The following is an 11,976-nucleotide window of genomic DNA, read 5'->3' as shown; positions in this document are numbered from 1 at the left end:
GGGTTAGTAGATGCCAATTCCAGACTACCAGACCCTCATGCTCCCTGTATTGCGCTTGGCCGCTGTTCGTGAAACCCGCGTGGCCGACGTCGCGGAGCGGATCGCCGATGATCTGGGTCTGACGCCAGAGGAGCGGGATGAGCTCCTGCCAAGCGGTCGCCAGCGCCTCCTGCACAATCGCATCCACTGGGCGAAGTTCTACATGAGCAAGGCTGGCTTGATCGCATCCCCGGCTCGGGGGCGCTTTCTTGCAACAGACAAAGGCAAGGCGCTGCTGGCGACGGCGCCGGAACGCGTCGACGTGGCGCTCCTGATGCAGGAGCCGGAGTTCCGCGAGTTCTACAGGAACGAAGGTGGCGCCAATGAACAGAACGGCATCATCGCAAAACAGCTCGATACGACTTCTCCCCGGACAACACCTGAAGAGCAGATCGACGCAGCCAATGCGGCACTTCAAGTTGCGCTCCGCGACGAACTGCTTCAACGTATCCTCGCGAACAGCCCTGCCTTCTTCGAGCAACTGATCGTCGATCTCTTGGTCGCTATGGGCTACGGCGGCAGCCACAAGGAAGCCGCGGCCCAGCTCGGGCGCTCCGGCGACGGCGGTGTCGACGGCATCGTCAACGAGGATCGCCTCGGCCTCGACCGCATCTATGTCCAGGCCAAACGCTACGCGCCTGGCAACCCGGTCGGCCGACCGGACGTGAACGGTTTTGTGGGAAGTCTCGTCGGTCTCGGCGCTACCAAGGGCGTCTTCGTCACCACTTCCACTTTCAGCCAGCCGGCTCGCGACTACGTCAAGCATCTCGCGCAGCGGGTTATCCTCATCGATGGCCAGGAGCTGGCCGATCTGATGGCTGAGCACGGCGTGGGCGTCCGCAGCTATCGCACCGTCGAGTTCAAGCGGCTGGACGAAGACTTCTTCGGCGAGGAGTGAGGGACAAGCGATGGAGCGCGCGGAAATTATTTCCTCTCCTTCACCCTTTGAAAACTCGCTCTCGGTGATATTGCAGGAACTGCGAGTGCGGCCGCTCGTCAGCCCGTGACGGCACAAGCAGGCGTCGCTCGGATTGATGAGGCGCGTGATGGTATCGGGTACGCCGCCACCTGCGATTAGTAAGCTGTAGTCATCATCAACCGAGATCAGCCCGCGGTCGAACATCCAGTGCACGGTGCCGGAGAGCGCGAGCCCGTTGCGAACACTGTCCGGCCCGCCGTGCGCCACCGGACGAATATGAGCCCCGCGCGCTGCCTCGACCTGACGCAAATAGGTCCGCGGAAAACGATACCGCCGTTCCGGGAGATCATCGTAGGTCGGATCGACCTTGGTGGTGAGTATGGCCTTCGTGGACTTGCTCTCACTCTAAATCAGGCTGCCGGGACCCTGGTGCCAGGCGGCGGGCTGACTTGAAAAGGCCCGGATACTCCCGCCGTTTCAGCCCTTATTTTAGCGGAAAGCGTGCACGTATTAATTGTACTCGTTGCTTGCGTTCGCTGAAATAGAAATTTTTTAATTGATGTTGATTTGAAGTAATTTAAGACGTGGTAAAGTAATTACCAGTGTATAATTCACTTGTATACTTGGAAGTAAATTATTGCAAAACTTATGATTGCTTTCATATGGCCGATTGTTCTGAGATAATAGAGGGGTAAAGGCAGTTATGCTTTTACAGCCATCCCTCTTACATGGAGATAACCATGACCAAGACTACCAACGCATTCGCTCTCCCATCCGCCGCCCGCACGTTCTACGAAACCAACGCTGTCGCCGAGGACATCAAGAACCAGCTCGAAGAGACGGCCACGTTCCTCATCAGCGTTTCGCGCCGTTCGACCGAAGAGACCTTCAAGCTTGGCGAGCATCTTGAACGCGCAGCCGGGTTGCTCCCGGAAGGAACCTTGGAAAAGTGGGCAGTCGAGCGCTGCGGCTATACCGCGCGCCACGTCCGGACCCAGCGCGCAGTGTTTCGCAACCTGGCTCGTTACAAGGACATCCTGGTGGAACTGGCCGTCGGCCCGACGGTTCTTGGAAAGTTGACTGCTGCGGAGCCCGAGCAGATCGAGCAGGCTATTGGCTTCGCCGCCCAGAACGGCAAGCTCAGGGTGCAGGATGTTGCGGCGATTATGGCCGGCTCGAAAAACGAGACAGAGGCACGACCGCAGATCGAGCCGCACGATGTCGGCGGTCTTGACGGGCTCAAAGCGATCATCGCGATCAAGGTCCGGGATGGCATCAAATCGTTCGTCGGACACCTCGAGGAAATCCGCGCGCATGTCGGTGAGGCGTTGCCGAAAAAGAACATCGTCAAGAAGACTCTCGCCGAGAAGACATATCTGGCGGCACGCCTTGCCCACAAGGAACTCGAAAGTCTCGCGCAGTTCGTCAGGCCCTCTTCGATGGCGGCATACGTGATCTCGACCAGTCCCCTCCCAGGCAAGTCTTGCTGGGCCGCGGTCAGCGCACTCCTCTACAAGATGGGCAGCGAGGCGACATGGCCGGACAAGGGCGAGCTTCGGATCTGGTTGGAAACGGAAGTCGTACCGATCCTGGAATGGGCCACCTCCAAATCAGGCACCCCGGCTTGGCCTGGCGCTGACACCATCAAGGCGCCGAGCGCGAGTGTTCCAATCGAGGTTAGTGCGGACAAGCCAGTTCCTACGGATGTCAGCGGCAGCCCCGATCCGGTTGTCACGGGTATCCCCTCGGTAGAAGAAAGGATGGAGTCCATCGCTGCGGCCTTTGGAGCTACAACCACGATCGAGGCGCCTAAGTCCAAGCGCACGCTGGACGTTGAGGTTCCTTCCGTCGCCGAAGCACTGGCCCAGCCTGAAAAGCGCCTGACGCGTCCGGCGATCGTCGCCCGGACCAAGTCCGCGTCGGGCATCGCGACGAAAGCGGCAACGCCACCGAACGCCGCCGCGTGATGCGCTTGGTCCAAGACTGGATGGCCGGAATCCGGCCTTACGCCAAACTCGAAAGGGCCGCAAGTCGGCCCTTTTCTTTTTGCCTCCGGATGCCGGGCGGGACGCCGCTTCCCGGCAATGTCGATCGCCTCAGGCGTTCATCGGTCTGGGGCTTTGTGAGCCCGCCGTTAACCTTGTACCGGCTTTGTTCCGATTTTGCAGGTCCGGGTCCTTGAGCCCGGCTCGCGGTCCTGCCAGGGTAAGGCTGTTCGGAAGACCGGACACAAAACGGCCCAAGCCGATGCGCCAACATCGACCAGGGCCTGACCCTCAGCCTTCTGGAAAAGGAATCGGGCTATGACCACGCATACTCTCTCCGTCCCCAATGGGGAAGTTCTCCGTTCGACCGCCGCTGCGGCCTCCATCTTCTCCCACCGCTCGTTCGGCTTCGGTGCCCGCATCGGTATCGGCGAACCAGCAGCGCTGCGCCGGCATCCGCACATCGTTCGCTTCGCCGAAGTCGAGGCCGATCTCGATCTGCTGATTGACCGCGCCATCGCAGCGATTGCCGACGGCGAGCCGATCGACGACGAGATCCTCGGGCATTACGTTCACATCGCCTCGCTCGTCCGCGCCGTGTCGTTCCGCGAAGGCAAGCTGCTCGAGCAGGCTGTCGAGCGACTGGCTAAGGCCAATCCGAATGTGACGGTGCTGACCCAGTCGCTGAAGCTGCCGCTGGTCAAAGCGGCGCTCGAGGCCGTCGCTGGAAACGACTGGTCGAGCCTCGATGGTGTGAAGCTCGACTGCGAGGCACCGGCCAAGGGCAGCTATACGCCGGACCTGATCGTCGTGAACCGTTCCCGGCACACGGCCTACGTCCTCGACCTCAAGCGTTCGCTCGCCTCCTATGGCGACACGAGCCGCCTCGAAGAACTGAAGATGAAGATGATGGCATCGGCGATGGTGCTGCCGGACTGGCTCTACAAGAACCACAAGCGCATGATGGTCGACACGGTTGAGGTTGCCATCGTTGATGGCGCAAGCCGCCCGAGCGACCATGCCACCGGTATTTGGGCCTTGTCCGAGATCGACGATCTGCTGGAGATCGATGGTGTCGCCGCCTGCATGGCCGAACTGCGTTTCCGCTTCGGCTGCCGCGTGCAGCAACTTCTCGAGGCGGAAGCCCGCAAGGCTATTGGGATCATGGAGGCTGTCGTATCGAATGCGGCGCCTGCCTCGGCTATGCCAGGCAGGCCGCTGATCGCGCTGAACGGTCCGGCGCGCAGCTACGAGGAAGAACTGAAGGTTCTGCTGCAGGATGCGGACGACGGCGCTTGTGATCTCGGTTTCTTCGACGAGGATCAGGACGACCAACCGGAACCGGTCCGTATCCGGGTCGGGTTTGCCCGCCGTCCGCGCCGGCACTGATCACCGGGTGCCGTTAACCTCACGGCATTGACCGCGGCCGCGCCGTCACGGCGTGGCCGGCCTCCCCCAGTCTTTCCATTCCACGAACGCCGGGTGCCGAAAGCGCTCCGGCGAGGAGACATCCATGTCCACCGATACCCACAGTCCGTCTGTGACCGGCTTGCGTTGTGAAGCGGTCGCGATCGATACCATTCCGTTGCCCTGCCTTCACAGCAGGCTGGCGAATATGCCTCACCTCGAACCCGCTGACGTTGGTCGCGGTCTGAGCCATCGCGACGACCCCGCCGTTCTCATCGGCCTGGCGCTCGCCTTCGTGCGGCAGGGTCATTTGCTGGATGGCCTTGTGCCGGAGCCTCTGATTCGCCGGTTGAGTGCACTTGCCGATGGTGGCAACCCGGCATGCCGCCTGCTGCTCGACTGGCTGCGGAACCGCAACCGGGATCTTGCGTGGGTCCCGAACGAGCGTTTGACTCGGTCGGCTCCGGTCGCTGCGTCAGCAGACATCCACCTCCGGCGCCGTTCGCCGCGCGAGCGTGTGCTGGCGGCTTCCAAAAAGTCTGGTTATCACGACCGTCGAAAGCACATCCGGACACGGCCGCGCGATCCGGTGCGGAACCCCGAAACGGCAATTATTGCCGCGGAGACAGGAGGGCGCGTTGATGGATAAGACCGCTCGTCTGTTTGTCCGCCGCCTCCGGCATCTGGCCCGCCGCGAGGCGCGCCGGATCGCTCTACGCAACGGTCTGCTCGAGGCCAGGATCGTCGATGTCGATGGTCATCTGCTCTGCCGCTACACACCAGCCTTCGACACGACAAGGCTGATCGGCGACCCGGTTTGGGATGGTGCGTGGTTCCGGCGGAACTTCGGTCCGTGGCTGGTCGCGCCAAAGGAGGCGAGCAAACCAAGTGCCAACGCAGGTGGCGACGACGTGACGATGGAGACCACCGACGCGCCGCTCGCGTTGCCGCCGCTTGCCTTCCCCCTGAAGCGTAGCGGCGCAATCGTGCAAGACGCAGTGCTGGCCAACGGCATCGATCGACGTGCTTACGCCGTTGGTCTTGTTGATCGATCCGCCGCCGCGCCGCTGGTCAGTCATATCGTGGCTGCCTTGGTTCTGGCGCGCGCGGTCGAAAGTGTAGGAAGATGCCTTCGGGAGATCGTTTATACGCTGACCCGCGTGACGCCGGTCCTCACCCTCCATGCGCCGCTGGAGGGCTTCGAGCGGGAAGTGCTGAGACTCCTCGAGAAATCCCGGTTGGTGCCTGGTGGTCCCTTCGCGATCATCGACGCCGACCACATGTTCGACGACAACCACTTCGATGTTTACGAAGGGGAGGTTCGCAAACGTCTTGTGGTGTTCTCGGGCGCCGGCGTGCATCGCGTCACGGGCAATGCCCTGCGCCGGCGAATGATCAGCGCGCTTTCCCGCGACTTTCCGATCCTTGCCATCGCTGAAAAGCGGTCGGACATTCCCTCGCTGCTGCGGATCTCCGCCGACCTGTCGCTCGAAACGGGAAAGCTCGATCGGAAGTTTGTCACGGATCTGGTCGAGGTGTTCTATCCGGACACCGCAATCGAGAAGCTGGGCCTGCCGTCGGATTCCGATGCGCGCTGGCTGTCGCTCGAGGATCTGGTTCTCGCCTTCCGTCCGGGACGGCATGTTCGAGACGTGCTGCACGTCCTTGCGACGCTCATCGAACGCAATCGCGGCGACTCTGAGGACGAGGGCGGCGATGCCGGTGATGGCGATGGTGGTGACAAGGCATCCGGATCGAAGCCCTCCGCTACATCCACGGAGAAGGCGTCGGGATCGGACGAGAAGTCGAAGCCGCCCGAAACCGAAAGCAACGGCCGCTGGAAGAAGGACAAGCCGTCGGGTGCCGAAGTCATCCAGCCGGAGCCTCTGCCGACGGCGGGCGAGATCGGCGGCAGGTCATCGGTGACCGTCGAGACCCTTTCCGGATACGGCAAGGCGAAGGATTGGGCGCTCGATCTTAAGGCGGACCTGGAGGATTACCGCGCCAGCATCCTTGCCTGGTCGGAGATGAGCACCAAGCTGTTGCTGTCCGGCCCGCCCGGAACCGGCAAGACGACGTTTGCCCGGGCGTTGTGCAACAGTCTGCAGGTCCCACTGGTCGTCACCTCCGTCTCGACCTGGCTGCAGGGCGGACATTTGAACGACGTCATCGACAAGATGAACAAGACGTTTGTCGAAGCGCGCGCCATGGCGCCGGCGATCCTGTTCATTGACGAGATCGACGGCATCGGCAAGCGACAGCCGGCGGAGCGGGAGTACTCGGACTATTGGAATGCCGTGGTCAACAAGGCGCTGGAACTGCTCGATGGCGCTGTGAAGAGCGAGGGTCTGATCATCGTTGGAGCCACCAATCGTCCCAACGACATCGACGAGGCCATCAAGCGATCAGGACGATTGGAGACGCATATCGAAATCCCCAAGCCCGACGTGCCGACACTTGCGGAAATCCTTGCCCACCATCTCGGTGGCGATGTGAAGTCGCTGATCCGGGAGCCGGTACCGGATGTCCGGTCAGAAGTCGATGATGGATTCTCGCTGAAAAAGATCGTCGCCGATCACCTGAACGAAGAAGCAGAGAATGAACGGAAGGGAGCAGGCCGATGACCGCGACCCAGAACAGCAACGCGACGGAAACGTCAGCCGCCGCGCAGCGGGACAATCCCGCCGAGGCGATCCTAAGGCGTCTCGCCACGCGGGCCATGGGACTGACAGGGGCCGATATCGAACGCATCGTCCGGGAGGCGCGATTGAAGTCGCGCCGCGGCAAGCGCTCGATCAGCTACGAGGATATCGAAGAGGGCATTCGCGGTAACCGTCCGCCGGTGCCCTACGATCTGCGCTGGCGCTTCGCGTTCCACGAGGCGGGGCATGCGGTTGCCCATCATGCCCTCGATCTCGGCCCGGTCCGCGGCCTCAATATCGACACCGGGCAGGGTGCCTACAATCTGATCGGCTTCCATACATCCGGAACCAACACCCACACCTGGTTCGAAAACGTGCTCACCGTGCTGCTGGCCGGGCGGGCCGCCGAGAAACTGGTGCTCAAGCGCGTATCCAGCAGCTCGGGCGGCGCCGACGACAGCGATCTGGCACGGGCCACCCGGATTGCCTTCGACATGGAGCGCACCCTTGGATTCGGGGCCGAGTATCCGCTGCTCTATCGCCCGCATCGCGACCCGGGAGAGGTCCTTGGTCGTGAACCCGACCTGGCCGCTCGTGTTCATGGCAGGCTGGAGGCGGCACTCGACCGGGCGGCGGCGATCCTCAGGAGGCGCAGGCCGACCTTCCATGCCCTCGCCAAGGCGTTGTTCGATGCCCAGGCAATGGATGAGAAGGCGGTGCTGCAAATCCTGGCAGATGGTGATCTGACCTTCTGACGCTGATAGTCATATGGTTGATGATGGAAGCCGGAGCGCAGGATGAGTGTCGCGGTCGTCGCCCATTGCGATTGGAGCATGGAGCAGAAAAAGCGCTGGATGGCTATGGCTTTCAAACGCGGCGCACGATGGCATGTTCAGTCTCCGGAACTCGTCGGCGACACGTCAAGCTTGTTCGATCGGCTACGGCGTCGCGCCGTAGAGCCTGGCGCGCTTCTCATCCGCTTTGACTTCCCGATCGGCCTACCGGAGGCCTATGCACGAGCGGCCGGCCTCGGTTCTTTCCGCGAGGCGCTGACATTGTTCGGCTCGGGGATCTGGTTGGACTGGTACAGTGTCGCCGATCATCGCGCTCACATCTCGCGTTATCGCCCGTTCTATCCCACGCGCCCGGGCGGCACGGCGCGTGCCCATCTCTTCGAGGCTCTCGACATTTCTGAGCCCTCGTCTCTTCTGCGTATCTGCGAGCGGGCGACGGCCGATCGGCAGGCCGCCTGCATGCTGTTCTGGACGCTTGGCGGCAATCAGGTCGGTAAAGGCGCGATCTCGGGATGGCGGGAAATCATCGCGCCGAAACTGGATGAGATTGGACTGTGGCCGTTCGATGGAAGCCTGGTCGATCTCGCCAAGAGCAAGCCAGTCGTCGTCACTGAGACCTATCCTGGCGACGTGTATCGTCAGATCGGCATGCCCAGAAGTGGCTGGAGCAAGCGGCGCCAGGCAGACCGGATACGGATGGGACAGAGTATAGTGCCTCGGCTTACAGCGCGGCCGAACCTCGATACCGGTCTGCTCCATCCCTTCATCGACGATGGTTTCGGCTCGGACAAGGCGGGCGAGGATCGTTTCGATGCCGTCATCGGACTGCTGGGCATGATCGATGTCGTTGACGGGCGGCGTGGTGAAGGTATTCCGGCAGTCGATGCCGTTCGAAAATGGGAAGGCTGGATACTCGGACATCATCGTGATGATGTGGCGTGACTTGAAATGAGGCGCGGCACGTTGGCGGCAACTCACATCAAGTCTCCGGCAACCTGAAACAAATTGCGCTCATTTGATTCCGAACACGGGATTTTTGATTCGGAACTCGAATACGACGATTCACCAACGCCGTTCGCGGCCGAACAGGTCGTCTTGACGTGAGATAACGTGCCCGCAACTCGAAACAAATTGCGGTCATTTGATTCATTGTTCTGCGCCGCCGATTCAAAGTCCGAAATTTCCGATTCAGCCGAACAAGGCTTGCGCCGGTAGGCCGGTCCCCTGACCATTGAAGAGGTCGAGGATCGGGAGGAGCAGCATGAACCTGAAAGCAGCAAGGCAGCGACAGAAGGCACTTCGCGACGCCAACAGAAGGGCGAAGCGGCCTGACCGAGATGATGTGGCTCGGGTGGCGCTGTTCTGGCTGATCCGGCGGGCGATTGAGAAGGGTCAGCAGATGGAGCTCGAGAAGTTCCAGAACAAGATCGTCTCGATGCTGACCGATCAGGGTTTCGATGAGCGCGAATGCGACGTAGTGTTCGACGATCTGGTCGCCAAGTACCGGATGGGCGGCTCGCCGTTTCGCAGGAAAATCCACCTGATCTATCCCAACGGCCCCGACCAGGAGGTCTGAGCGCGTCCGTGTCCACTTGGTCTGTTGTTACCGGATCTGCTTGCTCGACGAGGCCGATCAACGCCTAACGGCGTTTGCTTCCTTTACGACTTCTCCCCCCATTACTCCCGAAAACGCCGTTTGATTCTGAATCGGATTTCTGGAGAAGCAGACGGCTCCAATCCTTCGTTAATCCGCTTCGCTTAGCTCGGCCGGCCCCTCGCATAGAGGGTCCGAGTAACGAACATGATGAAGTGAAATGACCAAGCTAACTGCAATCAAAGCCTTCCAACGTAAGATCGACGCCTATTGCGAACTGCGTCTCTCGACCGCCTTCTCCGGCGAAGAGGCCGAAGCCCTCATGGCCTATATGCGGCGGCTCATCGAAAGGCGGTGTGCGCCACCCCGGACGGCAGGCCGCACCGAATGGGATGTCGTTGCCCGCATGACCGGGATCGATGCTCGATCGCTTGCATCGCATCACCGTTTGATCGACCCCGGATTTGATGCCATCGTTCGTTGGAACAGGGACGGTGGGAAAACTGCTGGAGCGGCGCAAGAGGGCTCCCGGAAGCCTGGAGGAACAACGAGGGCAAAAAAAGCCAGCGCCGAGAAAACGAAACCGACAATCAAGTCGGCGCCCCCGGAAACTGCGCGTTCCCAGGCTGCCCCCGTGGTGCATAAGCCTGGCGTGAAAGTCGAGTTTCCGGAACCTCTGTTTCGCGAGTGGGATGACCCCGCGGATTTCGCCGAAGCACTCCAGCTCCACATGCGTCGCCACGGTGAGACCTACTGGGTCCTCTATCGATCGCTCGTGCGACCTGACGAGCCCATGGACAAGAATACGCTGTTGAGTTGGATCGAGGGCCGGCGCGTGCCGCGAAGCACCGACAGCTTCGATGTGCTTGGTCGTATCGAGCGCCGTTACCGTCTCCCAGAAGGCTATTTCAAAGCGAAGCTGCCGCATCAGTCGCGATCGGCGTCCGGGTTCAATCTATCGGGTATCGAGCCTGCGGAGCGACGTAGGATTGCCTGGCATCTACCTGATGACTTCAATTCGCTTCCGTTCGCCAAGCGCGAGGAGATTCTGGATTGGGTCCGCCGCGTCATCATCAGTGGGTCGACGGATTACCGCAAATTTCAGGCTGCCGCCGCAAAGCAGCGCTACGCCATCCGCTTTCCCGGCGTATCCTACGGTGGGCGCGCGCCGCGTGATGGAAAGATCGCGGTTCCGGCGAACTATGAAGAGACCTGGATCGAAGACCCCGACCTGTTGTCAGGCGTCATCGATGCGCCGCCGACGCTTGCCATGGAGATGGCTGACCTGGTCCGCTTCAAGACATCCGCACTGACCTCGATTGGATTTCAGCGGAACGGTGTCTGGGGCGAAGAAACCGCCTCCCAGAAGATTGAGCATCTCGGCCTGATGTTCGGCGCACTTGCGGCGTCAAAGGCGGGAGAGATCAAGGGATATGGGGTGCCGCTCCGTCAACTGACCTTCGGGCTTCTTATCTTTCCGGGTGTATGGGACTGGTATCTGCAATGGCGTGAGAGTCGTCGAGGTTTCTACACGGCTTGGGAAGTCGACATGCTGCGGATCGCGCTGGCAATCACCAAGGAAGGCACCGGATGGCTTCGACAACATCCTGAACTCTTGGTGCGCGTGCAGCCTATTGCCGGTCTCGTCTCGCAGAACGAGATCGACTATGCCCGGGAGGATTGGCACGGCGCCTGCGAGGACTTTCATAAACACGCCTCCCACCGTGTGAAGGAAATCCAGCGTATTGCCCGGGTCCATCGCGATCCCTTCGAGCCGATCATGCCGGTGCTCGAAGCCGACAGTCCTGTCGGCGAATATCGGAAGATCACCGAGGAGATCATTCGGCTGATGCCGGACGAGGAGCGCTATCCGCGTCCGGCCGCGGAAGCAGTTCGCTCGTTCCTGATGCTCCGCCTGGGACTGCATCTCGGACTTCGACAGAAAAACCTTCGGCAATTGATGCTATGCCCACGCGGACAGATGCCGCGCCCGGAACGCGTGCTCGAAAAACTCAAGCGCGGTGAGCTCCGTTGGAGTGATCGTGACGGCGGCTGGGAGGTTCTGATTCCAGCAGTGGCTTTCAAAAATGCCCACTCGTCGTTTTTCGGAGACAAGCCGTTTCGGCTGCTTCTGCCGAATCTGCTCGACCTCTACCGCCATATCGATGACTACGTCGATCGCCATCGCTCCACGCTTCTCAAGGGAGTTGCCGATCCCGGAACATTCTTTGTGAAGACCGTCAAGACGACAAGCACCGATGCAGCATACGACGTTACGACCTTTTACGAGGCATGGCGGCTCACCATCCAACGCTATGGAATCTACAATCCATACACCGGGCGAGGAGCGATCAAGGGCCTGCTGCCCCATGGCCCGCATAACGTCCGGGATGTGTTGGCGACCCATATCCTGAAGCAGACCGGCTCATACGAACAGGCAAGTTACGCCATCCAGGATACGGCGGACATGGTGGCTAAGCACTACGGCCGCTTCCTTCCACAGGACAAGGCGGCACTGGCCGCACGCATTCTCAATCAGGTTTGGGAAGCCGCCTAGTGTCTGAGCAAGCCAGGGCGGAAATCATTTCCGCCTGGT

At 60.9% G+C, this 11,976-nt stretch carries 9 protein-coding genes; all 9 read left to right on the top strand.

From position 1 onward, the window contains the following. Window positions 1–79 precede the first annotated feature (79 nt). The 9 genes from ACS4RR_RS22660 to ACS4RR_RS22620 all read left to right on the top strand — a co-directional run bounded on the left by ACS4RR_RS22660 (window position 80) and on the right by ACS4RR_RS22620 (window position 11,937). Entirely contained in the window at window positions 80–937 is an 858-nt protein-coding gene (locus ACS4RR_RS22660) for a restriction endonuclease (RefSeq protein ID WP_456189432.1), read from the top strand. A gap of 761 nt (window positions 938–1,698) precedes the next feature. Beyond that, a complete protein-coding gene (locus tag ACS4RR_RS22655; RefSeq protein WP_456189431.1) occupies window positions 1,699–2,925 on the top strand; it encodes a hypothetical protein in 1,227 nt (408 codons plus the stop codon). 336 nt (window positions 2,926–3,261) lie between these two features. After that, window positions 3,262–4,332, top strand: a complete 1,071-nt coding sequence (locus ACS4RR_RS22650) for a hypothetical protein (RefSeq protein ID WP_456189430.1) — start codon at window positions 3,262–3,264, stop codon at window positions 4,330–4,332. A gap of 124 nt (window positions 4,333–4,456) precedes the next feature. Beyond that, window positions 4,457–4,999 (top strand): hypothetical protein, encoded by a 543-nt coding sequence (locus tag ACS4RR_RS22645; protein WP_182562298.1) that lies wholly within the window; start codon window positions 4,457–4,459, stop codon window positions 4,997–4,999. Beyond that, complete coding sequence (locus ACS4RR_RS22640; RefSeq protein WP_456189429.1) at window positions 4,992–6,974, top strand: ATP-binding protein; 1,983 nt, start codon at window positions 4,992–4,994, stop codon at window positions 6,972–6,974. Before ACS4RR_RS22645 ends, ACS4RR_RS22640 begins: the two co-directional genes overlap by 8 nt. After that, window positions 6,971–7,747, top strand: a complete 777-nt coding sequence (locus tag ACS4RR_RS22635; RefSeq protein WP_456189428.1) for an ATP-dependent metallopeptidase FtsH/Yme1/Tma family protein — start codon at window positions 6,971–6,973, stop codon at window positions 7,745–7,747. The genes ACS4RR_RS22640 and ACS4RR_RS22635 overlap by 4 nt, the downstream gene beginning before the upstream one ends. 42 nt (window positions 7,748–7,789) lie before the next feature. Beyond that, entirely contained in the window at window positions 7,790–8,728 is a 939-nt protein-coding gene (locus ACS4RR_RS22630; protein WP_456189427.1) for a DUF429 domain-containing protein, read from the top strand. Window positions 8,729–9,047: 319 nt separating this feature from the next. Beyond that, complete coding sequence (locus tag ACS4RR_RS22625; protein WP_182562302.1) at window positions 9,048–9,362, top strand: hypothetical protein; 315 nt, start codon at window positions 9,048–9,050, stop codon at window positions 9,360–9,362. Between the two features lie 238 nt (window positions 9,363–9,600). Beyond that, window positions 9,601–11,937, top strand: coding sequence for a hypothetical protein (locus ACS4RR_RS22620; RefSeq protein ID WP_456189426.1), 2,337 nt, complete (start codon window positions 9,601–9,603; stop codon window positions 11,935–11,937). Window positions 11,938–11,976 lie beyond the last annotated feature (39 nt).

The organism is Rhizobium zaerense, assembly GCF_051810725.1.
In the GTDB taxonomy this organism is placed as follows: domain Bacteria; phylum Pseudomonadota; class Alphaproteobacteria; order Rhizobiales; family Rhizobiaceae; genus Rhizobium; species Rhizobium leguminosarum_I.
This window is presented reverse-complemented; position numbering and strand designations above follow the sequence as displayed.

What these genes read in the sequence shown, in the direction of transcription:
- ACS4RR_RS22655 (WP_456189431.1), top strand. Translation starts at nt 1,699, where the DNA reads ATGACCAAGACTACCAACGCATTCGCTCTCCCATCCGCCGCCCGCACG.
- ACS4RR_RS22650 (WP_456189430.1), top strand. Translation starts at nt 3,262, where the DNA reads ATGACCACGCATACTCTCTCCGTCCCCAATGGGGAAGTTCTCCGTTCG.
- ACS4RR_RS22645 (WP_182562298.1), top strand. Translation starts at nt 4,457, where the DNA reads ATGTCCACCGATACCCACAGTCCGTCTGTGACCGGCTTGCGTTGTGAA.
- ACS4RR_RS22640 (WP_456189429.1), top strand. Translation starts at nt 4,992, where the DNA reads ATGGATAAGACCGCTCGTCTGTTTGTCCGCCGCCTCCGGCATCTGGCC.
- ACS4RR_RS22635 (WP_456189428.1), top strand. Translation starts at nt 6,971, where the DNA reads ATGACCGCGACCCAGAACAGCAACGCGACGGAAACGTCAGCCGCCGCG.
- ACS4RR_RS22630 (WP_456189427.1), top strand. Translation starts at nt 7,790, where the DNA reads ATGAGTGTCGCGGTCGTCGCCCATTGCGATTGGAGCATGGAGCAGAAA.
- ACS4RR_RS22625 (WP_182562302.1), top strand. Translation starts at nt 9,048, where the DNA reads ATGAACCTGAAAGCAGCAAGGCAGCGACAGAAGGCACTTCGCGACGCC.
- ACS4RR_RS22620 (WP_456189426.1), top strand. Translation starts at nt 9,601, where the DNA reads ATGACCAAGCTAACTGCAATCAAAGCCTTCCAACGTAAGATCGACGCC.